This is a genomic window from Klebsiella sp. AqSCr, assembly GCF_008452795.1.
Taxonomy (GTDB): Bacteria; Pseudomonadota; Gammaproteobacteria; order Enterobacterales; family Enterobacteriaceae; genus Klebsiella; species Klebsiella pneumoniae.
In genome coordinates, this window is record NZ_MJDM01000005.1 from 1,776,683 (window position 1) to 1,800,908 (window position 24,226).

Annotated in this window: 17 protein-coding genes; 5 read left to right on the forward strand and 12 right to left on the reverse strand. The window is 58.2% G+C overall.

Going from position 1 to position 24,226, the window contains the following annotated elements; translation table 11 throughout:
• Positions 1 to 6 precede the first annotated feature (6 nt).
• Complete coding sequence (gene csiE, locus BHE81_RS12610; RefSeq protein WP_002914002.1) at positions 7 to 1,284, forward strand: stationary phase inducible protein CsiE; 1,278 nt, start codon at positions 7 to 9, stop codon at positions 1,282 to 1,284.
• On the opposite strand, the gene BHE81_RS12615 is transcribed toward csiE, so the two are convergent.
• The 4 genes from BHE81_RS12615 to BHE81_RS12630 form a co-directional block, all read right to left on the reverse strand.
• Positions 1,281 to 2,417, reverse strand: a complete 1,137-nt coding sequence (locus BHE81_RS12615; RefSeq protein ID WP_023301579.1) for a 3-phenylpropionate MFS transporter — start codon at positions 2,415 to 2,417, stop codon at positions 1,281 to 1,283. The genes csiE and BHE81_RS12615 overlap by 4 nt on opposite strands.
• Before the next feature lie 82 nt (positions 2,418 to 2,499).
• Complete coding sequence (locus BHE81_RS12620) at positions 2,500 to 3,333, reverse strand: aldose 1-epimerase (RefSeq protein ID WP_023301578.1); 834 nt, start codon at positions 3,331 to 3,333, stop codon at positions 2,500 to 2,502.
• Positions 3,333 to 4,769: a sugar porter family MFS transporter gene (locus BHE81_RS12625; protein WP_002914018.1), complete on the reverse strand. Its 1,437-nt coding sequence runs from the start codon at positions 4,767 to 4,769 to the stop codon at positions 3,333 to 3,335. The genes BHE81_RS12620 and BHE81_RS12625 overlap by 1 nt, the downstream gene beginning before the upstream one ends.
• 69 nt (positions 4,770 to 4,838) lie before the next feature.
• Positions 4,839 to 8,114 (reverse strand): DUF5107 domain-containing protein, encoded by a 3,276-nt coding sequence (locus BHE81_RS12630; RefSeq protein ID WP_110246591.1) that lies wholly within the window; start codon positions 8,112 to 8,114, stop codon positions 4,839 to 4,841.
• 112 nt (positions 8,115 to 8,226) lie between these two features.
• Here BHE81_RS12630 and BHE81_RS12635 point away from each other — a divergent pair, with 112 nt between their 5' ends.
• On the forward strand, positions 8,227 to 9,423 hold the full coding sequence (locus BHE81_RS12635) for an ROK family transcriptional regulator (RefSeq protein ID WP_004174823.1): 1,197 nt from the start codon (positions 8,227 to 8,229) through the stop codon (positions 9,421 to 9,423).
• A 73-nt stretch (positions 9,424 to 9,496) separates the two neighbouring features.
• Positions 9,497 to 9,919, forward strand: coding sequence for a DoxX family protein (locus BHE81_RS12640; protein WP_020801883.1), 423 nt, complete (start codon positions 9,497 to 9,499; stop codon positions 9,917 to 9,919).
• 55 nt (positions 9,920 to 9,974) lie between these two features.
• On the opposite strand, the gene glyA is transcribed toward BHE81_RS12640, so the two are convergent.
• Positions 9,975 to 11,228, reverse strand: coding sequence for a serine hydroxymethyltransferase (gene glyA / locus BHE81_RS12645; protein WP_002914027.1), 1,254 nt, complete (start codon positions 11,226 to 11,228; stop codon positions 9,975 to 9,977).
• Positions 11,229 to 11,553: 325 nt separating this feature from the next.
• Between glyA and hmpA the strand changes: the two genes are divergently transcribed.
• Complete coding sequence (gene hmpA / locus BHE81_RS12650; protein ID WP_004185137.1) at positions 11,554 to 12,744, forward strand: NO-inducible flavohemoprotein; 1,191 nt, start codon at positions 11,554 to 11,556, stop codon at positions 12,742 to 12,744.
• Positions 12,745 to 12,818: 74 nt separating this feature from the next.
• On the opposite strand, the gene glnB is transcribed toward hmpA, so the two are convergent.
• From glnB to purL, 5 genes are all read right to left on the reverse strand, one after another.
• On the reverse strand, positions 12,819 to 13,157 hold the full coding sequence (gene glnB / locus BHE81_RS12655) for a nitrogen regulatory protein P-II (RefSeq protein WP_002914032.1): 339 nt from the start codon (positions 13,155 to 13,157) through the stop codon (positions 12,819 to 12,821).
• Between the two features lie 65 nt (positions 13,158 to 13,222).
• Positions 13,223 to 14,560 carry a two-component system response regulator GlrR gene (gene glrR, locus BHE81_RS12660; protein WP_014907106.1) on the reverse strand — a complete coding sequence of 446 codons (1,338 nt, stop codon included), beginning with the start codon at positions 14,558 to 14,560 and terminating at the stop codon, positions 13,223 to 13,225.
• Positions 14,547 to 15,233 (reverse strand): two-component system QseEF-associated lipoprotein QseG, encoded by a 687-nt coding sequence (gene qseG / locus BHE81_RS12665; protein ID WP_002914033.1) that lies wholly within the window; start codon positions 15,231 to 15,233, stop codon positions 14,547 to 14,549. Before qseG ends, glrR begins: the two co-directional genes overlap by 14 nt.
• Before the next feature lie 29 nt (positions 15,234 to 15,262).
• Positions 15,263 to 16,684, reverse strand: a complete 1,422-nt coding sequence (locus tag BHE81_RS12670) for a sensor histidine kinase (protein ID WP_004174816.1) — start codon at positions 16,682 to 16,684, stop codon at positions 15,263 to 15,265.
• 590 nt (positions 16,685 to 17,274) lie between these two features.
• Positions 17,275 to 21,162: a phosphoribosylformylglycinamidine synthase gene (gene purL, locus BHE81_RS12680; RefSeq protein WP_023301576.1), complete on the reverse strand. Its 3,888-nt coding sequence runs from the start codon at positions 21,160 to 21,162 to the stop codon at positions 17,275 to 17,277.
• 175 nt (positions 21,163 to 21,337) lie between these two features.
• On the opposite strand from purL, the gene mltF reads away from it, so the two are divergent.
• Positions 21,338 to 22,954, forward strand: coding sequence for a membrane-bound lytic murein transglycosylase MltF (mltF, locus tag BHE81_RS12685; RefSeq protein WP_004144346.1), 1,617 nt, complete (start codon positions 21,338 to 21,340; stop codon positions 22,952 to 22,954).
• Here the strand turns inward: mltF and tadA are convergent.
• Both tadA and yfhb read right to left on the reverse strand, forming a co-directional pair.
• Positions 22,951 to 23,460, reverse strand: coding sequence for a tRNA adenosine(34) deaminase TadA (gene tadA / locus BHE81_RS12690; RefSeq protein WP_023342648.1), 510 nt, complete (start codon positions 23,458 to 23,460; stop codon positions 22,951 to 22,953). The genes mltF and tadA overlap by 4 nt on opposite strands.
• 62 nt (positions 23,461 to 23,522) lie before the next feature.
• On the reverse strand, positions 23,523 to 24,158 hold the full coding sequence (yfhb, locus tag BHE81_RS12695) for a phosphatidylglycerophosphatase C (RefSeq protein ID WP_002914050.1): 636 nt from the start codon (positions 24,156 to 24,158) through the stop codon (positions 23,523 to 23,525).
• Positions 24,159 to 24,226 lie beyond the last annotated feature (68 nt).

The window sequence follows — 24,226 nt, forward strand, 5'->3', positions numbered from 1 at the left end:
TACCAGATGATGACCGTCATTGAACCACCATCTGCGCTTTCCAGTCCACAGCGCCGTAGCCAGGTGCTCCTGATGTTTTATCTGCCCGGACAGTCGGTGACGACTGAACGGCTTGGCAGGATCAACCTCGTTGATGAGACCACGGCCCGGCAGGATATTGAGGAGACCGGACGCGAAATTCAGCGTTACCACCGTTTGACCCTCCAGTCACAGGTGGACGGCAGCTATCGGATTGAAGGCGCCGCGCTCGACCAACGTTTATGTCTGCTGCATGCGCTGCGGCGGGGGCTGCGCCTCTGCCCACAGTTCGTTAATCATCATTTTACCCCGGCGCTGAAAACGCAGCTTAAACAGGAAGGCATTGCCCGCACCTTATACGATGATACCAATCTGCAGGCGCTGGTGAACCGCTGCGCGCGGGCGCTCAATCGCCAGTTTGACTGCCGCGACGTGCAGTTTCTGCGCTTGTACCTGCAGTACTGTCTGCTCGAACATCACCGGGGATACTCTCCGGACTTCAATGAGGAACAGCAACGCTGGGCTCAAACCGCCGCCGAGTTCACCCTGGCGCAGGAGATTGTCCGCCACTGGCAGCGTCGGGTCGGCGCTCCGCCCCATGTCGGAGAACCTTTTTTCCTCTCGCTGCTGTTTATGTTGCTCAAAACCCCCGACCCGGTCCGCGACGGTCACCCGCACGATCGCCGCCTGCGGCTGGCTATCTCCGGCCTGATTCACCGCTTTCAGATCCTCGCTGGCAGAGCGTTCAGTGATGAGCAGGGGCTCAGCGATCAACTCTATATTCATTTGTCGCAGGCGTTGATCCGCAGCGTGTTTGCTATCGGCATCGACAGCACGCTCACAGAGGAAGTGACCCGGCTCTACCCTCGCTTACTGCGTACCACCCAGGCGGCATTGAGCGAATTCGAGGAGGCCTGGCACATCCGTTTTAATGAGGAAGAGACCGGTTTAATCGCGGTGATCTTTGGCGCCTGGCTGATGCAGAAAAGCGACCTGCACGAGAAACAGGTGCTGTTGCTAACCGATGACAACCCAGCTATTGAAGAGGCCCTGGAACAACAGCTGCGCGAACTAACGCTGCTGCCGCTGAATATCAAATACCAGAGCGTAGAGCGCTTTCAGAAGGAAGGTGCGCCCAAAGGGGTGACGCTTATCGTCACCCCCTATGCGACGGCGCTGCCGCTGTTTTCGCCGCCGCTGATCCACGCGGAGAACTACTTCACTGAACGCCAGCAGCAGCATATCTGCGCCATGCTCGAGGACTAGGCCGCCACCGCTTTTGGCCGTATAGCCATCGCCGGGAGCGTCAGCAGGGCCATCACCCAGAATACGCCCTGGTGCAGGTGCTGATAGAGGAAACCGGCGAAGACGGTCATGATGGCAATACTGCCGCCCATCGCCACCGCGGAGTAGACGGCCTGCAGACGGATCACTTCGCTACCCTGACGGGCGGCGATATAGCGCATCGCCGCCAGATGACACACCGTGAAGGTGCCACAGTGAAGGATCTGCGCAAGGATGAGTCCCGGCAGCGCCGTGGTCCAGCCCATCAGTCCCCAGCGAATCAGCCCGCAAACGGCGGAGAGCAACAGCAGGTCGCGGGCGCTGAAGCGGCGGAACACCTTTTTACTCAACGCGAAGATCACCACTTCCGCCACCACGCCTAACGACCATAGATAACCGACCGCCGAGGCGGAATAGCCGGCCTGCTGCCAGTAGATGGCGCTAAAGCCATAGTAGGCGGCATGCGCTCCCTGCAGCAGACAAACGCAGGCGAGAAAGCGCCAGCTTTGGCGCACCAGCGTCAGCCAGGCCGCCATTCCGGCCCCCTGCTGCTGGCGCGACTCCCCCTGGGGCATCACCGACGGCTTAAGCAGCATGCCGAGCAGCATCGAGGCGATCCCCAGGCTTAGCATCAGCAGGATCGCCCGGTAATCGAACAGGCTCACCAGCTTGCCGGTCAGCGCTGAACCAATCACAAAGGCAATAGAGCCCCACAGCCGCACCCGGCCATAGTCCATGGTGATCTGCTTTTGCCAGGTATTGGCCAGAGCATCCGTCAGCGGCACCAGCGGCGAAAAGAACAGGTTGAAGCCGATGATGATCGCCAGCAGCCATGCTACGTGGCTGCCGGCCCAGAAGGCCAGCGCGAAGAGCAAGGTTAACAGCGCCAGCACGCGCAGCGCGGCGATCAGCCGGGAGGGATCGCTCACCCGCGGGGCAATCAGCAGACTGCCGAGAAAACGGGCCACCAGACCGGCGCCAAGCAAAATGCCGATGGTTTCCGGAGTCAGCCCGTTTCCGGCCAGCCAGACGCTCCAGAAGGGCAGAAAAATACCGTAGCTAAAAAAGTAGGTGAAATAACTGAGCGCCAGCCAGCGCGTGGAGTGCAAGACCATGATTTCCTCCCGAATGGTGGCGATAGTCTGGCGATAAACCCCGGCGGGCGCAAGATGCTCTTGTCTGCTGATAGCTCGTTATTTATGCCCCCTCGATGATGATTTTCAGCGAAAAATTCAGCTTATCTCCCGCGCCTAAAACTCGCAGCCCCGGCTGCCCGTCCATGTTGTGGGCGTTTACCGGATGGCTTTGCGGCTCGAGGCAAAGGAATGATTCACCTTGCATTCTGAACAGCATCAACCACGGAGTTTGCGATAGAATTGTGATATTCATCACATCATTGCTTACCCTCGCCCGCCCGCCCCAGCCGGAATAACCCACGTTCAGCCAACGATCTTCACCGAACTGAGCCACGCTGAAATTGGCATAGTCGGGCAAGTTTCCTTGCCAGTTGAGAGGTAAGTGATTCTCCCCTTCCGGCCAGTAACCGCTGACCTGGGACTGAACCTTGCTGCGTTCATCGAAAGGGAAAAAGGGATGAAAGCCGCAGCCGTAAAGCGCAGGGACCTCCCCATAGTGGGTAAGCGTTAGCTCCGCTATCAGCTGGTTACGCAGCAACTGGTAGCGGAGCTGCGCCAGATAATCGAAACCGCAGGCATGCTGCCGACGCAGCTGTAATACACAATACTCGGCGCCGTACTCAATAATATCCCAGCGCTGTAACCAGCCGTCACCGTGAAGAAAGAAATACTCGTCGGCATGGTGGCGAGGCAGGACAATCTCCTGCCCATGAAAAATAAAACGGTTGCCGGCGACGCGATTGGCCAATGGCAGCATCGGAAACATGCCGCCGGCGGGATTTTCATATAGCACCGGCGCTTGATATTGCCGCGAGAATAAACTTTGCACTTTGCCGCCCAGAGAAGAGACGCACATCCGCAGATGCGCGTTCTCCAGAATCCACTCTTCCGCCATTAGCGCATCTGCTCCTGCTTCGCCGCATTCACGCCCGTATGACGCTGCGCCAGCTGCTCTTCCAGCGCTTCGAGGGTGATACCTTTCGTTTCCGGGACGTTGCGCAGGATATAGAGGTAGCCGGCAGCGCAAATGACACCATACAGCAGGAAGCTTCCTGCCGCGCCCAGACCGGCATTAAGCAGCGGGAAAGTATAGGTTAACAGGAAACAGGCGATCCACAGCGCCAGGGTACCTAAAGACATCGCGAGTCCACGTACGCGGTTGGGAAAAATCTCCGCCAGCAGCACCCAGGTCACCGGCGCCAGGGTCAACGCATAAATAGCAATCGCCGCCAGCACCAGCAACAGTACCGGCCACCCCATAATGCCCATGGCGTAAGCGCCGGCGATCAGCACATAGATCAGCGTCAATCCCGAAGCGCCAAGCAGCATTAATTTACGGCGACCGATTTTATCCACCAGCGGCAGCGCCGCAATGGTAAAGACCAGATTAACGACGCCCGTCGCGACGATCGATTTCAGCGTGCTGTTAATATCGAACCCCGCCGAGGCAAAAATCTCCTGCGCGTAGTTAAAGATGACGTTAATCCCACACCACTGCTGGAATATGGCGAGCACCATGCCAATGATCACAATCGGTTTCACCTGGGGAGCCAACAGCGCGCCGTAGGAGACTTTATTGTTATCCTTTTCCAGGGTATGCGCGATTTCACGCAGGATCCTGTCGGCATAGTCGGCAGAACCAATGCGTTCCAGCGCAGCCCGGGCGCGCTCCGGTTTACCGGCCTTCATGAGCCAGCGCGGCGACTCGGGGACAAAAAACATCAGGACCAGAAACGCCAGCGCCGGCACCAGTTCCGCACCGAACATCCAGCGCCAGCCCATCTGCCCATTCCAGCTGTCCACAATCATCTGCTGCGTCGCCCCCGGCTCCACCGGTTCAGCAATCATCAGATTGATTAACTGAGCGGCCAGCACGCCAATCACGATGGTGAGCTGATTGACCGCGACAAAACGTCCTCTTTTCTCTGCCGGGCTGACTTCGGCAATGTAAAGCGGGCTGAGAGCGGAAGCCAGACCAATCCCTACGCCGCCCACAATGCGGTAAACCACAAACATATCGAAATGACTGGCGACCGCCGTCCCCCAGGCCGACGCGCTGAACAGCACGGCGGAAAGAATTAATGGCAGCTTGCGCCCCAGTTTGTCTGCGCACCATCCCGAAATTAATGCGCCGAAAATACAGCCCAACAGCGCTGAGCTCATCGCCCAGCCGGACTGCGCCGGGTCCGTAATTGAAAACCAGGCTTCATAAAATGGCTTAGCGCCGCCAATCACCACCCAGTCATAGCCAAACAGTAAACCACCGCAGGCGGCGACCAGACAAATCGTCCAGACGTAGCCCATTTTGAGATGTGTCTGCGCGTTGTTCATAATGATTCCTCTATAAGGGAAACGCAGGGAACAGTAGGGTTCAGGCGGGCCGAGCCCGCCCATTGAGGTTCAGGAAAAAATGCCGCTTTGCAGGGCATGGCGAATCAGATGCGCCTTATCATGAGCCGGATTTATTTGCAGAAGCTGCTGCATCCTCTGCTGGCAGGCGGATACGTTGCCCAGCCCCAGATGGCCCAACGCTTCAATAAACAAGCAGTGCTGCTGATGTCTCTGCTGCGCTGATACATCGAGAACCACCAGGTCCGGAAGAGAGACGGCAAAAAAATCGACTTGCGGAACGTCATCCCGATGCTGCGCGGCCCAGTCGATAAAATGGCGGAAGTGCTGCTCGGCCTGCGCTGGGTTACCGCTCTTACGCAGCGCAATGCCCTGCCAGAAAAGATAATCGGCGGGTTGATCGTTGTAGTACCGCCCGGCGTCCAGCGTTGAGCCCCCTTGCCGGGCAAGCTGGTAATATTCCGCCGCCTGCTGCGCATCCCCAGCCTGTTCTGCGCAGTAGCCCAGCAAATACCAGATATCGTTATCCGTTTGCCCAGGCAGTCGCCCCTCCCCCAGATTGTCGGGATAGCGTAATGCGGCTTTCAGACAGTCCGTGGCCTGTTTAAACGCCCCACGCTCGATGAACTGTAATGCCCGATGGAGCTGATTGAGCAAATACTGGCCGGTGATTTTCCCTTCTCCTCCTTCCCAGGGATGGAATACGCGCGTATCCAGAATCGCGGCGGCATCGGCATAATGACCGGACGCGTTCCACAGGCTTAGCAGCTCAGCGGTCAGGTCGTCCCGCTTCAGCACCACGGCTTTACGTTCCACCAGCGTCGTCAGTCGCTCATGTACCGGCCTGGCCAGTAATTTTTGCAAAAAATCGAGTTCAAACAGGAAGCGCGCATTTTCCGGCTCCAGCGCTACGGCGCGCTGCAGATAAGCCAGCGCCTGCGTTGCATCCTGCTGTTTATTCCAGGAGTAAACGCCCAGCAGACGATGAGCGGGCGCATAATCGGGAGATTTTTCGAGTGTCTCGCGCCAGCAGCTCACCGCCTCGTCATAGCGACGTTTGCTGTACCAGAAGCAACCGAGTAGATAGCGGGCAAAAGCGCTGTCGCCCAGCGACTGCAGCATCTGAACTTCATCGAGCGAGTTAGGGAAACGAACATTGTGCGCATGGCAGTGCTCGGCGGCGGCAATAAACTGTTGGCGTTCATTGGCATCATCACTTAGCGACGCACGCCAGAGCATCGGCAGCGCTTCCTGACTGTCCAGAACCGCAAGAACCTCTTTCACCGCCGACGTCTGTCCGATAGAGAGCAGCCAACCCGCCAGCAGGCTGGCGTTGACCCCTCTGCGCCCCGTGATGCGCAGCAGGGTTTCTCGCGCGTCGTCGCTCCGCTCAATCATCCAGCGCGCGCAGTGCAGCGGATAGCTCAATGGGTATTGCTCAAGAGAGGCGAAAATAAACTCCAGCGCTGCTTTCTTCTGCCCACTGTTGGCTAATGCCAGCGCTTTCAACCCCATCGCCAGAGGATTGCTGGCGTTGAACCGCAGACTGGTGTTTACTTTTTCCAGCGCATCGGCAACATCACCGCGCTTCATCGCCAGCCGCGCCAGCGACCACCAGGCGGCGTCACGGCAGTTACCGCTCCAGGAGGCTTTGTAATAGTGATCCCAGGCGCCTGCATCATCCCCCATCCTTTCCAGCACGCTGGCAAGCAGCATACTGGCTTCGCCATCTCGCGGGTTCTTATTCAAACGATGCGCGCGCTGTAGCGCAGCACGGGCACACTGTTCCGCCAGCGCCCAGTCGGCACTGTTGAACGCCAGGGTACCGAGGGCAACATTATTGCGATAATCCTGCGGATCGAGCTCAACCGCCCGACGATAGTAATCCCCGGCGTAGCGGCTTGCGTGGTTGTATTGTTCAAGGTGCTGGCCGATAAAATAGAGCTCGTCGCCATTGTGGATCGCTTCCGGTAACGCGGGCGCTATAGCTGGTTCGGGCAGCGGCGTCTGTTGGGTAATATGTTCCTGATAATCCAGCAGCGGCTGGTTCTCGGCGGTTTTCACTTTGAGGGTTAAGCGCCCGACGCCATTTTCCGGCAGCGTCTGCTGCCAGCTCTCACCGGGCTTCAGCGTCAGCTGAGTTTCGTACAATGGCTGATGGTCAGCGCTGAGTTCAACCACGATATGATTTAGCGGAGCAATGGCATATACGCCAAGCTGCAGTTGCCCAGACTCGCGAACCAGCTTCAGTGCCAGCTGTGTATTGGCATTTTGCACCATCCCTAACTCGCTGTAGGGAAGGAAATTTTGTACAAACACCTTCTCTTCATAAGGCGCAAGCCACGTAAAGTCAGGCTGGTTATCGGTGAAGACGCCGGTCATCAGCTCAATATAAGTGCCATTTTCATCAGTCAGATTTCGATCCCAGGCCTGGCCAAAATCCCCGTACCCCCAGCTCCACTGTTTCTTGCCAGGAGAGACATGGTGATCGGCAACATGCAGTAACCCGCCTCGCTCGTCATGATGATAAGCGCCGACAAAATCGTAATCCGACTTCTCCGCCATATACGAAGTGGGTACCGGGACGTTTTTATAACGGGAGATATCAACCCCCGCAGAATAGTCCACTTTGTAGTAGGTACCGGTGGCAATCGGGAAAGCGGAAACATCACGCTTACCATGGTCGAATACAGCGGTGACATCGGGTGGGAATACACTCTGGTGGGCATCGCCGCCTTTTACTGCAGGGTTGGCCCACCACAGGAAATGGCGCGGCGTGGCGTTACCATTGAAGATCTTGCCAGTGATTTCAATCAGCGCGCGGTCAGGATAGAGCGTAAACCCGGCCATAACCTGCAAACCGCGCATGGGCTCCGCTTCCCCCATCCATACGGTCTGCGCGCCGTTTTCTCCCTGCTGAATAGAAAAATCGACCGGCTTAAAGGTCGTCGGCCGGTGATGTTGCGGCCAGTTAAATTCGATTCCGCCGGAGATCCAGGGCCCGAGCAGCCCTACCAGGGCTGGCTTAACCACCTCATTGTAATAGACGAAATCACGTTGTTTGACTTTGTCATATGCCCGGTGAATACGGCCGCCAAGCTCCGGTAGCAGCATGACCCGAAGGAAATCATTCTCCATCCACACTGCCTGATAATCGCGCATTTCGCGTTCGCCGGTCAGGGTATCAATCACGCCGTAGGGATAGACGCTGCCGGAAGATCCTTGATAAACACGTTTTTCCAGAAACATAGGGTTCGGATCTTCCGCTCCCGTTGTCCACGTTGGTAATGAAATGATTTCCTGCCAGACCTTAACCGAACCGTACATGATGCCTCCACTAAACAAAACGAAGTAAAAGTTGCAATAACAGGAGTCTATATCGCCAATTCGCTGTTAAAATGCGCAATGCTCACGCAATATAGTTAAGGGAGTTAAGTGTATGCAGCGTACTGGCTTTAATAACGCCCGGGTCCGGCAGGCCAATAAGTCGATTTTTCTTTCCCATCTGTGGCGGGAAAAGCAGCTCAGTAAATCACAGCTCTCTCAACTCACCGGTCTCTCCATTCCGGCGGTGAGCAATATTCTGGCCGAGCTGCTTAGCGAGGGATTGATCGGTCACTCAACGGAACACTTGAGCAAACGGGGCGTGAACAGCGGCAGCTACCAGATCCCCGAGCACGGCGCCTGGACACTGTGCATGAATATCACCCCGACCAGCATTGAATATCAGCTTGCCGACGCCCGCCTGCTGGCAGTGGATGGCCATCAGCATTTGCCGGTCAACGCGCCCACTCCTCAGGCCCTGCTTGAGGCCATCGTTGAATGCTGGCGGCATATCCACCGCCGCTACCCGCAGCACAGCATCAATCTCGCCCTTGGCGTGCATGGACAGGTTGATCCGATTACCGGCGTTTCACAAACCATGCCCCAGGCACGCTGGAAAACACCGATCGAAATAAAGTATCTGCTTGAGGAGCGGCTTGGCGTGCAGGTTCGGGTGGATAACGACTGCGTGATGCTGGCGCTGGCGGAGAAGTGGCAGCATCAGGGTACACAGCAGGATTTTTGCGTGATCAACGTCGACTACGGTATCGGCTCGTCATTTGTGATTAACGATCATATTTATCGCGGCAGTCTGTACGGCAGCGGGCAGATTGGGCATACGATTGTCAATCCTGACGGCAACGCCTGCGACTGCGGAAGATACGGTTGCCTCGAAACCGTCGCCTCTCTCAGCGCGCTGAAAAAACAGGCCCGAATGTGGCTCAAAACGCAGCCTGAAGCAACGCTCGCCCCCGAGCAGTTAACCACGGCGTCGCTCATTGAGGCCTGGAAAGAGGGAGATGTGCAAATTCGCGCATGGGTTGATAACGCTGCCAACGCGATTGGCTTAAGCCTCTATAATTTCCTGAATATATTAAACATTAATCAAATCTGGCTTTACGGGCGCAGTTGCGCCTTCGGTGAGCAGTGGCTGGAAAGTATCGTTAAACAAACGGGTTTCAACCCCTTTGACCACCGGGATACGCCGCGAGCGCACGCCACCCAAATTGGCTTTGGCCAGCTGACACGCGCCCAGCAGCTGATGGGGATAGGTTATCTGTACGTTGAGGAGCAATTGCAGACGCTGGTTTAGTCATAAACGAACGTGGCGGAGCGCAAATTTGTGTATTACGTTTAAATCACACGTCTCTCATAACGAGCTGATTATGAACTCACTCCGCTATTTTGATTTTGGCGCTTCCCGCTCTCTGTTGCTGCTTATCGCCCGCATCGCCGTGGTGATTCTGTTTATTCTTTTTGGCTACCCCAAACTGCTGGGCTTTGACGGTACGGTGCAGTACATGGCCGCCTCCGGCGCGCCGATGCCGACCCTGGCGGCGATTATCGCCGTCATTATGGAAGTGCCTGCCGCGATTCTGATTGTGCTCGGCTTTTTCACCCGCCCGCTGGCGGTCATCTTTATTTTCTACACCCTGGGCACGGCGGTGATTGGCCATCACTACTGGGATATGACTGGCGATGCGGTATTGCCGAACATGATTAACTTCTGGAAAAACGTCAGCATCGCCGGCGCTTTCCTGCTGCTGGCGGTAACCGGCCCCGGGGCGATCTCCCTCGACCGCCGCTAATCTCCAGACGCAAAAAAGGCCGCATACGCGGCCTTTTTGATGTCAACGCTAACGCTTACGCATATACCGGGAAGCGGGCGCAGATATCCAGCACTTTACCTTTCACGCGCTCAATGACCGCGTCGTCATTGATATTGTCCAGCACGTCACACATCCAGCCAGCCAGCTCTTTGACTTCCGCTTCTTTAAAGCCGCGGCGAGTCACTGCCGGAGAACCGATACGGATACCGGAGGTTACGAACGGGCTCTTCGGATCGTTCGGCACGCTGTTTTTGTTGACGGTGATGTTGGCGCGGCCCAGGGCAGCGTCAGCTTCTTTACCGGTCAGGTTTTTATCCACCAGGTCCAGCAGGAACAGGTGGTTCTCAGTACCGCCAGACACCACTTTGTAGCCGCGGTTCAGGAACACTTCCACCATCGCTTTAGCGTTTTTCGCAACCTGCTGCTGGTAAACTTTAAACTCTGGCTCCATCGCTTCTTTCAGCGCCACCGCTTTCGCCGCGATAACGTGCATCAGCGGGCCGCCCTGCGCGCTTGGGAACACGGCAGAGTTCAGTTTTTTGTACAGCTCTTCGCTACCGCCTTTCGCCAGAATCAGGCCGCCGCGCGGACCCGCCAGGGTTTTGTGGGTGGTGGTGGTCACAACGTGAGCATGCGGAACCGGGTTCGGGTACACGCCAGCGGCAATCAGGCCTGCCACGTGCGCCATATCGACGAACAGGTAAGCGCCGATGCTGTCAGCGATTTCACGCATTTTCGCCCAGTCAACGATACCGGAGTAAGCGGAGAAACCACCGATGATCATCTTCGGTTTGTGTTCCTGAGCCTGCTTCGCCATGTCGTCATAGTCAATTTTACCGGACTCATCGATACCGTAAGGGATGATGTTGTACAGTTTGCCGGAGAAGTTAACCGGAGAGCCGTGAGTCAGGTGGCCGCCCTGCGCCAGGTTCATACCGAGCACGGTGTCGCCCGGCTGCAGCAGCGCGGTGTAGACGGCAAAGTTAGCCTGGGAGCCGGAGTGCGGCTGGACGTTAGCATAGTCAGCGCCGAACAGTTCTTTCGCGCGGTCGATTGCCAGCTGTTCAACCACGTCGACGTATTCACAGCCGCCGTAGTAACGCTTGCCCGGATACCCTTCAGCATATTTGTTGGTCAGCTGAGAGCCCTGCGCCTGCATAACGCGCGGACTGGTGTAGTTTTCGGAGGCGATCAGTTCGATGTGCTCTTCCTGACGTACTTTTTCCTGCTCCATAGCCTGCCACAGTTCGGCATCATAATCGGCAATGTTCATTTCACGCTTTAACATCCGCATCTCCTGACTCAGCTAACAATAAAATTTCGGCCTAAAAAGGCGGTCCGATTGGACAACGGCCCACAGTATAACCGAATCATTCTGTGATAACAGGTCTTGACAAAGGATTTTACGCAAACGATTGGCTCCGCATGACACAAGGCTTTGAGCAATAACGCCTCTCTCAGTATCAACGGATTTCTTTTCAGGTTTGTGATGCAAATTCTTCATGTTGTAACTGGATCGGGGGAATGTGTTAAAGAACCATTTACAACGCAGGGTTATTTCTTTAAGATGCATTTAAAATGCATCATTAAGATAACACATAAGGAAGCACGCTATGCTTGACGCTCAAACCATCGCCACGGTAAAAGCCACCATTCCCCTGCTGGTAGAGACCGGCCCGAAATTAACCGCCCATTTCTACGATCGTATGTTCGCGCATAATCCGGAGCTCAAAGAGATCTTCAACATGAGCAACCAGCGCAACGGCGATCAGCGTGAAGCGTTATTCAACGCTATTGCCGCCTACGCCAGCAATATCGATAACCTGCCTGCCCTGCTGCCGGCGGTGGAAAAGATCGCCCAGAAACACACCAGCTTCCAGATCAAACCGGAGCAGTACAATATTGTTGGCAGCCATCTGCTGGCGACCCTCGATGAAATGTTCAGTCCGGGCCAGGAAGTGCTCGATGCCTGGGGTAAAGCCTACGGCGTGCTGGCGAACGTCTTTATCGGCCGTGAAGCCGAGATCTATCAGCAAAACGCCAGTAAAACCGGCGGCTGGGAAGGGACCCGCGCGTTTCGCATCGTGAAGAAAACCCCGCGCAGCCAGCTTATCACCAGCTTTGAGCTCGAACCGGTTGATGGCCAGCCGGTCGCCGATTACCAGCCTGGCCAGTACCTGGCCATCTGGCTGAAACCGGAAGGCTTCGAATATCAGGAAATCCGCCAGTATTCCCTGACCCGCAAAGCGGACGGCAAAGGCTACCGCATTGCGGTTAAACGCGAGGAAGGCGGTCAGGTTTCCAGCTGGCTGCATAACCATGCCAGCGAAGGCGATGTGGTCTATCTGGCCGCCCCGGCGGGAGATTTCTTCCTTAACGTTAAGCCACAGACGCCGGTCACCCTGCTCTCTGGCGGCGTCGGGCAAACGCCGATGCTGGCGATGCTGGATGCGCTGGCGAAGAGCGGTCATCAGGGTCAGGTGAACTGGTTCCATGCGGCGGAAAATGGCGACGTTCACGCCTTTGCCGATGAAGTGAAGGCGCTCGGCGCGGCGCTGCCGGCGTTTACCTCTCACGTCTGGTATCGCACCCCGACTGAGGCCGACCGTCAGGCTGGACGTTTTGATAGCGAAGGTTTGATGGATTTAGCAGCAGTGGCGGACAATATTCGCGACCCGCAGATGCAGTATTATCTCTGCGGCCCGGTAGCGTTTATGCAGTTTGCAGCGAAGCAGCTGGTCGAATTAGGGGTCAACAAAGACAACATTCATTACGAATGCTTCGGCCCGCATAAGGTGCTGTAAGCCCCGACGACGCGGGGATCTGTAGGCCGGGTAAGCGCAGCGCCACCCGGCAATACTGCAGCGAGCGGCGAGCGTTAAATCGCCGCGTCGTCTTCTTCGCCGGTACGAATACGAATGACCCGCGCCACGTCGAAGACAAAGATTTTACCGTCGCCGATTTTACCGGTCTGTGCGGTACGGATGATGGTATCCACACAGGTATCGACGATATCGTCGGTCACCACAATTTCAATTTTTACTTTCGGCAGAAAATCGACCATATACTCGGCACCACGGTACAGTTCGGTGTGCCCTTTCTGGCGGCCAAAGCCTTTCACTTCCGTTACCGTCATCCCGGTGATGCCGACTTCGGCCAGCGCTTCACGCACGTCATCCAGTTTGAAAGGTTTAATAATCGCATCAATCTTTTTCATGGGGTTCCTGTCTTAATCGCGTAACCGGTTGCTTACCGTATCATAACTTGCGCTATAGTGCGGAGCTACTCTTTAAAGTCGTTGGCGTCGAGCTCATGGCGCGACAGCAGCTTATAGAATTCGGTGCGGTTGCGCCCTGCCATCCGCGCGGCGTGAGTGACGTTGCCCTTGGTAATTTGCAGCAGCTTGCGCAGGTAGTTCAGCTCAAACTGATTGCGCGCCTCCACGAAGGTCGGCAGCGCCGTGTTCTCGCCCTCCAGCGCTTGCTCAACCAGCGCGTCGCCGATCACTGGCGACGAAGTCAGGGCCACGCACTGCTCGATCACGTTCACCAGCTGTCGCACGTTGCCCGGCCATTTGGCGGCCATCAGCCGCTTCATCGCATCGCTGGAAAACGCCCGCACGAACGGCTTATGGCGATCGGCAGACTGACGCAGCAGATGGTTGGCCAACAGCGGGATGTCTTCCGTACGTTCGGAGAGCGGCGGTATTTTCAGGTTCACTACGTTGAGGCGGTAGAACAGGTCTTCACGAAACTCGCCGCGGGCCATCGCCTTCGGCAGGTCGCGGTGGGTGGCGGAGATAATCCGCACGTTGATTTCGATATCGCGGTTGCTGCCCAGCGGGCGCACCTTGCGCTCCTGCAGGACGCGCAGCAGCTTCACCTGCAACGCAACCGGCATATCACCGATCTCGTCGAGAAACAGCGTACCACCCTCAGCGGCCTGGAATAATCCTTCACGGTTACTGACCGCGCCGGTAAAAGCGCCCCGCGCATGGCCAAACAGTTCGGATTCGAGCAGCTGTTCCGGCAGCGCGCCGCAGTTGATCGCCACGAACGGCTTATCATGACGCGGGCTGGCGTTGTGGATCGCCTGGGCGACGATCTCCTTCCCGGTCCCGCTCTGGCCATTAATCAGTACGCTGACATCCGATTGCGCCACCATCCCGGCCTGCTCAAGCAGGCGCAGCATCAGCGGGCTGCGGGTTACAATCGCCTGGCGCCAGGCTTCGTCGGTGGCCGGCGAGCGCTGCTCCAGCGCCTCATCAATGGCTTTATATAAGGCATCTTTATCGACCGGCTTGGTCAGGAAGCTGAACACCCCCTGCTGGGTAGCCGCCACGGCGTCGGGAATCGAACCGTGAGCGGTGAGAATGATCACCGGCATGCCGGGGTGGCCCTTCTGGATCTCGCTAAACAGCTGCAGGCCGTCCATTTCATCCATCCGCAGATCGCTAATCACCAGATCCACTTTCTCACGCCCCAGCACGCGCAGCGCTTCCGGCCCGCTCTCGGCGGTGACCACGCTGTAGCCTTCGCTGATCAGGCGCATGCCCAGTAGCTTCAACAGTCCCGGATCGTCATCCACCAGCAGTAAACGCGCCGGTTTACGGATCGTCATGGATCACCTCCGGCACTTTTTCGCTGCCGAAATTGCCGCCCGGCTTGCGGCTGGAGAGCTGGCGTTCGATATCCGTCAGGTTCTCCAGCTTGCGGGTGGTCAGCTCCAGCTGCTCGCGCAGCGCCAGCTCCTGCTGCCGCAGTGTCTCCAGTTCGCTATCGCTGGACTGCTGAAGCTTAGCGTAACGGGCACGCTCTTCCACCAGCTGCAGCTGACGGGTCTGACCGTCGCGCCAGAGCTGATACAGCGGGCGGACCTGAACGGCGATTTGCGGGCTGAAGGTATCGAGACGCGCCACCAGGTCGCGGCGCTCCTCAGGGGTAATTTTAGCATCAGCAAGCAGGATGCCGCGACGGAACGCGTCCTGCCAGCTGTCGTCGGTATGGCGTTTCGCCTCCGCCCGCGCCTGCGCCGGCGCGAGGCGATCGGCACAGTCAATGCCCCGCAGCCAGTAGAGGGGATTTTTGTCGCTGGCATCGCTGCTGTGCGCCCAGATATCCGCGCAGTCTACCGCGACAAAATCGGCCACCTGATGCTGCGCCTGCCCGGGGGCGGCGGTACCTTCCGCGGTATGCGGTGAAAAGCCGGCGGAACACCCCGCCAGCGTCAGACAAGCAATGCCTGAAAGCAGCCATCCGCTGAGGGAACGGCGCCAGGCCAGGAATTGGGACATAGTTCCCCGATATCGATTCATAAGTTGGATTATTCCGGCGCTGAGGGAAGCGTAATGCGAAAACAGACCTGCCCGGCGGGCGCATCAACTAAGCTGAGCTCCCCTTGCATCTGCCGGACGCAGTCGCGGGCGATACTCAACCCCAGTCCACTGCCCTTAACGGCCCCTTTACGCTGGTGACTCCCCTGGTAAAAAGGCTCGAATATCATATTTTTTTCCGCGGCCGGGATCGGTTCGCCGCTGTTGGCGACATCAATACGCACCTGCTCTCCGTGCCGGTAGCTATGGATACGGATGTTACCGGATTCAGCGCCATAGTGCACCGCATTGGAGTAGAGATTATCCATTACGCTTATCAATAGCGCAGGCTCTGCCAGGCAACGCCGCGCCTGCAGCGTCAGTTCGGTATGCATCAGTTTAGCCCGCGCGGGCAGGCTGTGCGCCGCCACGACGTTTTCCACCAGTTCCACCAGGTCCACCGCTTCGCGAGCCACCGGGCCGTCGGCCTGTTTTCGGTTATAGTCCAGCAGCTGTTCAATCAGCTTTTGCAGGTTACGGCTACTGCTGTCGAGGATCTCGACAATCTCCTGCTGCTCAGGGGTCAGGGGCCCCGCGACCCGGTCGGCCAACAGCTCGGTACCTTCACGCATACTGGCCAACGGGGTTTTCAGCTCATGCGACAGATGGCGAAGAAATTGATGCCGCTGCGACTCCAGCCACGCCAGGCGCTCGCTGAGCCAGATGATGCGCTTGCCCACCGATCGCAGCTCGCGCGGGCCGGTAAACAATGCGGCGTCGTCCAGCGACTTCCCTGCCCCCAGCTGATTGATCATTCTTTCGATGCCTTTAACCGGGCCGATAATCATGCGGGTGAAGAGTAGCACCAGCGCCAGGCTCAGCAGAAACAGCACCAGCGCCTGCCAGCCAAAAAACTGGCCGCGTTCGGCTATCTCCTGCTGCAGCTGTTGGCCACGAGAATAGACGACCGCCCGGGTCGCCTGCACCATATCGCTGTTATTACTGGCGAAAACTTCCAGTCTGGCGGCTGCCTGGGCATCGGGGCCGCTATTTTTACACTGCAGCTGCGCCAGATCGCTGACATCCTGACGCAGCGCCTGCCAGAGCTTCTCGTCCGGCAGCACGCCGGCGTGGGCGTCCAGCATCTGGCTGTAGCGCTGCCGCTGGTTTTGATAGACGCGCGCCAGCGTCGGATCGTCCAGCACGCAGTACTGGCGATAGCTGCGCTCCATCTCCAGTGCGGCATTGATCATCGCCTCGCTGCGTCGGGCGTCGACCAGGGTGGTACGGTTAATATGCGCCGCCTGGGCGCTGAGGGCGTTCAGGCTCTGCCAGGCCTGCCAGGCCAGCACCAGCAATGGCAGCAGGATCAGCACAAAGGAGAGCGTCACCAGCTGACGCAGCGAACGGGGGAAAAGAGAGAGTCGCTTCAAGGATGTTGTCTCAATCATTAGCTCTGGTCGATGCTAACTGAGGAGCGCGCCGGAGAAAAGCGCTACCGCTGGTTACTGCGCCGCAGAAACAACAAAGCCAGGCGCAAGGCCTGGCTTTGTTCAGGAATGAGGCGGTGCCTTACTCGACGTTTCGCCCGATGTCTGATAAAGCCAGGCTGTTATCAGGAGTTGGACGGCAGGCACCTGTTTGTGCGTCATTCGAAGTTTATGTAGCGCGTCCCGAAGGGGCTGACATAAGAAGGTGAATGAGCCACTGGTTAATATTATGCATGAACTATGCCAGCCCTCAAAACATTTTATTAACATATTGATATATATGGCTTTAACCGCAGGAACAGTCGTACTACCACTGTTTATTTTTCACCCGCATTGTCGCTATTTAGCGACACCAAATAGGCTACCGATTACTCATCATTTAAATCAATAACTTAAGTGTCGCCTATTGGCGACACTGCAATATCGCAGTTGTCGGCAATTCCCGACACCCCGGCGTGCCGACCATCACAGATAAAAAAAAGCCCCCTGTCAGGCAGGGGGCTGATACGTTCGCGTGAAGCGCGGCGGGAAGATTAACCCAGCTGTTTACGCGCGTTACGGAAGATACGCATCCACGGGCTATCCTCGCCCCAGTTCTCCGGGTGCCAGGAGTTGCTTACGGTGCGGAAGACGCGTTCCGGGTGAGGCATCATGATGGTCGCGCGCCCGCTTTCGCTGGTCACCGCGGTGATACCGTTCGGGGAACCGTTCGGGTTCGCCGGATAGGTTTCGGTCACTTTGCCGAAGTTATCCACGAAGCGCAGCGCCACCAGACCTTTGCTCTCCAGCTGGGCCAGATGCGCGCTGTCGCGCACTTCCACCTGACCTTCGCCGTGGGAGACCGCAATCGGCATCCGTGAGCCAACCATGCCTTCCAGCAGCAGGGATGGGCTTTGCGTCACTTCCACCAGGCTAAAGCGCGCTTCAAAGCGGTCAGACTGGTTGCGCACAAAGCGCGGCCACAGGTCGCTGCCCGGGATCAGCTCGCGCAGGTTGGACATCATCTGACAGCCGTTGCACACGCCGAGCGCCAGCGTCTGCGGACGATGGAAGAAGGTCGCGAACTCATCGCGCACGCGCTCGTTGAACAGAATCGACTTCGCCCAGCCCTCGCCCGCGCCCAACACGTCGCCGTAGGAGAAGCCGCCGCAGGCTACCAGGGCATGGAAATCGCCCAGACCGGTCCGGCCGGCCAGCAGGTCGCTCATATGCACGTCGATGGCGTCAAAGCCGGCACGATGGAAGGCGGCCGCCATTTCAACGTGGGAGTTCACCCCCTGCTCGCGCAGGACGGCCACTTTCGGCCGCGCGCCGGTGGCAATGTACGGGGCGGCGACGTCGTCGTTAATATCAAACGAGAGCTTCACATTGAGGCCCGGGTCGGCATCATTGGCTTTCGCCTCATGCTCCTGATCGGCGCAGGCCGGGTTGTCGCGCAGACGCTGCATCTGCCAGGTGGTTTCCGCCCACCACATGCGCAGCGTGGTGCGGCTTTCGCTGAACACCGTCTGACCGCCGGCGGTCAGCACGAAGCGATCGCCCTCAACCGCTTTACCGAGGTAATGCACGCAGTCCGCCAGGCCGTTAACCGCCAGAATGGCTTCCACCGCCTCACGGTCTGCGGCGCGGACCTGAATCACCGCCCCCAGCTCTTCGTTGAACAGCGCGGCCAGATGGTCGTCGCCCAGCGCGGCGATATCCGCTTCCACGCCGCAGTGGCCGGTAAAGGCCATTTCCGCCAGCGTGACCAGCAGACCGCCGTCGGAGCGGTCGTGGTAGGCCAGCAGTTTACGCTGCGCCACCAGGGCCTGCATCGCATTCCAGAAGCCTTTCAGTTGCGCGACATCGCGCACGTCAGCCGGCTTGTCGCCGAGCTGGCGATAGACCTGCGCCAGCGCCGTCGCGCCCAGCGCGTTGTGCCCTTTACCGAGGTCGATCAGCAGCAGGGCGTTATCTTCCGTCGAAAGCTGCGGCGTGACGGTATGACGGACATCTTCGACACGGGCGAAGGCAGAGATGACCAGCGACAGCGGGGAGGTCATCTCGCGCTGCTCGCTGCCTTCCTGCCAGCGGGTTTTCATCGACATCGAGTCTTTACCGACCGGAATGGTCAGGCCCAGCGCCGGGCACAGCTCTTCGCCTACCGCTTTCACCGCCTCATACAGGCCAGCGTCTTCACCCGGGTGGCCGGCGGCGGCCATCCAGTTAGCCGACAGCTTCACGCGGTTCAGCTCGCCAATCTGCGTGGCGGCGATGTTGGTCAGCGCTTCACCGACCGCCAGACGGCCAGAGGCCGCGAAGTCCAGCAGGGCGACCGGGGCGCGCTCGCCCATCGCCATCGCTTCGCCATAGTAGCTGTCGAGGCTGGCGGTGGTCACCGCACAGTTGGCCACCGGGATCTGCCACGGGCCAACCATCTGGTCGCGGGCGACCATACCGGTCACGGTGCGGTCGCCGATGGTGACGAGGAAGGTTTTCTCGGCCACCGTCGGCAGATGCAGAACGCGGTTAACCGCATCGGCAAGGATAATCGGTTGGCGATCCAGCGCGCTACCCTGAGCTTTCAGAGTCTGCACGTCGCGGGTCATTTTCGGCGTTTTGCCGAGCAGGACGTCCAGCGGCAGGTCGATCGGCTGATCGTTAAAGTGGCTGTCGCTCAGGCTCAGATGCTGCTCAGCGGTAGCTTCGCCGATAACGGCATAAGGCGCGCGCTCGCGGCGGCACAGTTCGTCGAACAGCGGCAGCTGCTCCGGGGCGACCGCCAGAACATAACGTTCCTGCGATTCGTTACACCAGATCTCCAGCGGACTCATCCCTGGCTCATCGCTGAGAATATCGCGCAGCTGGAATTTACCGCCGCGGCCGCCGTCGCTCACCAGCTCCGGCATAGCGTTGGAGAGACCGCCGGCGCCAACGTCGTGGATAAAGAGGATCGGGTTGGCGTCGCCCAACTGCCAGCAGCGGTCGATCACTTCCTGACAGCGGCGCTCCATTTCCGGGTTGTCACGCTGTACGGAGGCGAAATCGAGATCGGCATCGGACTGGCCGGAGGCCATAGAAGACGCTGCGCCGCCGCCGAGGCCGATGTTCATCGCCGGGCCGCCCAGCACGATCAGCTTCGCGCCAACGGTAATCTCGCCCTTCTGCACGTGCTCACCGCGGATGTTGCCGATACCGCCGGCCAGCATGATCGGTTTGTGGTAGCCACGCAGCTCTTCGCCATTGTGGCTGGTGACTTTCTCTTCATAGGTGCGGAAGTAGCCGTTCAGCGCCGGACGACCAAATTCGTTGTTAAACGCCGCGCCGCCCAGCGGGCCTTCGGTCATGATGTCCAGGGCGGTGACAATGCGATCCGGTTTACCGAAATCTTCTTCCCACGGCTGTTCGAAGCCCGGGATACGCAGGTTGGAAACCGAGAAGCCCACCAGGCCCGCTTTCGGCTTCGCGCCGCGGCCGGTGGCGCCTTCATCGCGGATTTCGCCGCCGGAGCCGGTTGCCGCGCCCGGCCATGGAGAGATGGCCGTCGGGTGGTTATGGGTTTCCACCTTCATCAGAATGTGCGCCGGCTCCTGATGGAAGTCGTAGCGCCCGGTCTGATGGTCGGCGAAATAGCGCCCGACTTCAGACCCTTCCATCACCGCGGCATTATCTTTATAGGCCGACAGCACGTAGTCCGGCGTTTTTTCAAAGGTGTTTTTGATCATTTTGAACAGCGACTTCGGCTGCTGTTCGCCGTCGATGATCCAGTCGGCGTTGAAAATCTTGTGGCGACAGTGCTCTGAGTTCGCCTGGGCGAACATATACAGCTCGATATCGTTCGGGTTGCGTCCCAGGCGGGTAAACGCGTCCTGCAGGTAGTCAATTTCGTCGTCGGCCAGCGCCAGACCCAGACGGAGGTTGGCGTCAATCAGCGCCTGACGCCCTTCGCCCAGCAGGTCAACGCTGGTCACCGGCGTCGGCTGATGGTGAGCGAACAGCTTTTCGCCCGCTTCCAGCGCGTCGAAGACGCTCTCCATCATGCGGTCGTGCAGCTCCGCCGCCACCGCGGCCCACTGCGCTTCGGTCAGGGTTGAGGCTTCAACGTAATACGCCACGCCGCGCTCAAGACGCACAACCTGCGCCAGACCGCAGTTGTGAGCGATATCGGTAGCTTTAGAAGACCAGGGAGAGATGGTGCCAGGGCGAGGGGTCACGAGCAGTAATTTACCGGTCGGGGTATGGCTGCTTAAGCTCGGGCCATACTGAAGCAGTCGCGCCAGGCGCTCGCGATCGTCAGCGCTCAGCGGGGCATTCAGATCGGCAAAATGAATATATTCGGCATATATGGCGCTTACCGGAAGGTTGGCCGCCTGAAATCGTGCCAGCAGTTTATTAATACGGAATGCCGACAGTGCAGGTGAACCACGCAAAATTTCCATCATAAGTCTCTCGTCTTCGAAGCTTTCAGGGTGAGCCAGGGGGGGAAACGGGCGTCATTATAGTGAATCCTGCGCCCCGACGAAACCGTTTGCGTAGAAATAAAATCATTGATGCTGTTTATCAATAAATGTGACGACCATCGCGAATAAGTTGCCAACTGGCGCATTATTAAGCAGAATGCCGCACATTCGACGACAACCTTGCGTTTTTTCCGGACATCGCCTGCTGAGGAACCTGAAGCTGCAGAAGATTAACTCTCTGAAAAAATTAAAGATTAATTATCTGCTGATCGGCATTGTCACCCTTTTGCTGGCGGCGGCCCTGTGGCCGTCGATCCCCTGGTCTGGTAAACCCGAGAACCGGGTGGCGGGCATTATCGCTCGCGGCGAGCTGCGCATCAGCACTATCAACTCGCCAATGACCTTCGCCACCATGAACAATAAAGCGTTCGGTCTGGATTATGAACTGGCGAAGCAGTTTGCCGACTACCTTGGCGTAACGCTTAAGATAACCGTCCGGCAAAACATCAGCCAGCTGTTTGACGACCTCGACGACGGTCAGGCCGATATGCTGGCCGCCGGACTGGTCTATAACCAGGAGCGAGTGAAAAACTATCAGGCCGGCCCCACCTACTATTCTGTTTCGCAACAGCTGGTCTACCGCGTCGGCAATACCCGGCCGCGCACCCTCGCGGCGCTGACCGCCGAGCAGCTCACTATCGCTCCGGGCCACGTGGCGATCAACGACCTGCAGACCTTAAAAGCCGAGAAATACCCGGATCTTGCCTGGCGCGTGGACGAAAAACGCGGTACCACGGCGCTGATGCAGGCGGTGATTGACGGTAAACTTGATTACACCATCGCTGACTCGGTGGCCGTCAGCCTGTTTCAGCGCGTCCATCCGGAGCTGGCGGTGGCCCTCGATATCACCGACGAACAGCCGGTCACCTGGTTTAGCGCCCGGGACGACGATAATTCGCTGTCGGCGGCAATGCTTGATTTCTTCAACAACATCAATGAAGACGGGACGCTGGCGCGCCTCGAGGAGAAATACCTCGGCCACGGCAACGATTTCGATTATGTCGATACCCGCACCTTCCTGCGCGCGGTGGAAAATATTCTTCCGGAGGTGCAGCCGCTGTTTGAAAAATACGCCCGCGAGATTGACTGGCGCCTGCTGGCCGCCATCGCCTGGCAGGAATCCCACTGGGATCCGCAGGCCACCTCCCCCACCGGCGTGCGCGGTATGATGATGCTCACACGCAATACGGCGCAAAGCCTGGGTCTAACCGACCGCACCGATGCGGCGCAGAGTATCGACGGCGGCATGCGCTACCTGCAGGATATGATGGATAAAGTGCCGGATTCGATCCCGAAAGATGAACGCATCTGGTTTGCGCTGGCCGCTTATAATATGGGCTATGCCCATATGCTGGACGCCATGGCGCTCACCCGCAAACAGAAAGGCAATCCTAACAGCTGGGCGGACGTTAAGCTGCGTTTACCGTTGCTGAGCCAGAAACCCTATTACAGCAAACTAAAATACGGCTATGCCCGCGGCCATGAGGCCTACGCCTATGTGGAAAACATCCGCAAATATCAGATAAGCCTTGTCGGCTATTTGTCAGAGAAGGAGCGCCAGCAGCAGCAAACGCTGGCCCTGGCGGAGGATTACCCGGCCGTGCTCCCCAATGAGCTCGAACAGCCGCAGGAGACCACACTGCCTTTTTTCAAGTTTCGCGCCGATAAGCAGATGGATAATGCCCGGATGAAACTCCCCGGCCACCTGTATTAACTTTCCCCGGTCTGCTCCCGGGCTTTCTTCTGCGCTTTTTTCTCTTCCCGCCGCCAGCGGAAGAAGTCGCTCAGCATGGCAGAGCAGGACTCTGCCAGCACGCCTTCGCTAATCTCAACCCGATGGTTCATTCCCGGGTGGTGCAGAACATCCATCAGCGAGCCGGCGGCGCCGGTCTTGGCATCCCTGGCGCCAAACACCAGGCGGGCGATACGGCTGTGCACCATCGCGCCCGCGCACATGACGCAGGGCTCGAGGGTCACGTACAGCGTGGCGTCGATCAGGCGGTAGTTTTGCAGCACCAGTCCGCCCTGGCGTAAGGCCATGATCTCCGCATGGGCGGTGGGGTCGTGACGGCCTATCGGCCGGTTCCAGCCCTCGCCAATGACCTGATTGTTATGCACCAGCACCGCGCCCACCGGCACCTCGCCCTCTTCCCAGGCGCGTTTCGCCAGCGTCAGGGCATGACGCATCCAGTATTCATCATTGAGTTCGAGGTCAGACACAGCGGCCACTCCAGCAGAAAAAGCGGGGCGCATTATACATGGGCGCTATCAATTACACACTATTACTCCAACTGCTGAAGCTCTCCCTGAGGGGTTACCCGCCAGCGATGCTGGCAAAAGCCGAGCAATGGATTATCCTGCTCACTATCGCTATAGCCGCTATACAGCCGCAGCGGGGCGCCAATCTTTTTCTCCAGCTGTACCACCTTTTCATGCCCCAGGCAGCGCAGGGTCAATACCCAGCCGCCCCAGCGGCGCGCGGTGCGGCTGGCTATCAGATTCACCCGCGGCAACCAGAGGGTATCGCGATAGACCTGCTCCACCAGCGACTGCGGCGAGCCGGTGATCAACCAGACGTCGGCATCGGTGCTGGTCAGGTAGGCGGTAAGCCGCGCATGAACTACCGGAAACGCCGTCACATGATGGCGAAACCAGCCGACAAACTCCGCTTCCAGCCGCTTCAGCACCGCCTCGCGGCGGCCAAAGGTTGTCGCCCACAGCAGGAGGCTCATCGGCCAGCGCGCCGCCCGTCCGCTCACTGCCAGTCCGGCAAGGATCACCGGCCCCATCGGCACCACCAGCAACAGGTTCAGCGGCAAATGGCGCAGCAGATAGCGCAGAAAACTGCCGAACATATCCTGTTGGTGTAAGGTTCCGTCCAGATCGAAAAACACCACTCTCCGTTCAGTGTGCTGCAAACTGCCTCCTTTATCTCAGAACTCGCTTCTCGTTAGGGTAAGCTTAACAGCCTGACGCCATGTCGAGG

Excerpts from the sequence above, each read along its gene's own strand:
- BHE81_RS12640 (WP_020801883.1), top strand. The coding sequence starts at position 9,497 with ATGAACTCACTCCGCTATTTTGATTTTGGCGCTTCCCGCTCTCTGTTG.
- csiE (WP_002914002.1), top strand. The coding sequence starts at position 7 with ATGATGACCGTCATTGAACCACCATCTGCGCTTTCCAGTCCACAGCGC.
- purL (WP_023301576.1), bottom strand. The coding sequence starts at position 21,162 with ATGATGGAAATTTTGCGTGGTTCACCTGCACTGTCGGCATTCCGTATT.
- glnB (WP_002914032.1), bottom strand. The coding sequence starts at position 13,157 with ATGAAAAAGATTGATGCGATTATTAAACCTTTCAAACTGGATGACGTG.
- BHE81_RS12625 (WP_002914018.1), bottom strand. The coding sequence starts at position 4,769 with ATGAACAACGCGCAGACACATCTCAAAATGGGCTACGTCTGGACGATT.
- qseG (WP_002914033.1), bottom strand. The coding sequence starts at position 15,233 with ATGTCCCAATTCCTGGCCTGGCGCCGTTCCCTCAGCGGATGGCTGCTT.
- BHE81_RS12615 (WP_023301579.1), bottom strand. The coding sequence starts at position 2,417 with ATGGTCTTGCACTCCACGCGCTGGCTGGCGCTCAGTTATTTCACCTAC.
- glrR (WP_014907106.1), bottom strand. The coding sequence starts at position 14,560 with ATGACGATCCGTAAACCGGCGCGTTTACTGCTGGTGGATGACGATCCG.
- hmpA (WP_004185137.1), top strand. The coding sequence starts at position 11,554 with ATGCTTGACGCTCAAACCATCGCCACGGTAAAAGCCACCATTCCCCTG.
- glyA (WP_002914027.1), bottom strand. The coding sequence starts at position 11,228 with ATGTTAAAGCGTGAAATGAACATTGCCGATTATGATGCCGAACTGTGG.
- mltF (WP_004144346.1), top strand. The coding sequence starts at position 21,338 with ATGCCGCACATTCGACGACAACCTTGCGTTTTTTCCGGACATCGCCTG.
- BHE81_RS12635 (WP_004174823.1), top strand. The coding sequence starts at position 8,227 with ATGCAGCGTACTGGCTTTAATAACGCCCGGGTCCGGCAGGCCAATAAG.
- BHE81_RS12620 (WP_023301578.1), bottom strand. The coding sequence starts at position 3,333 with ATGGCGGAAGAGTGGATTCTGGAGAACGCGCATCTGCGGATGTGCGTC.
- BHE81_RS12630 (WP_110246591.1), bottom strand. The coding sequence starts at position 8,114 with ATGTACGGTTCGGTTAAGGTCTGGCAGGAAATCATTTCATTACCAACG.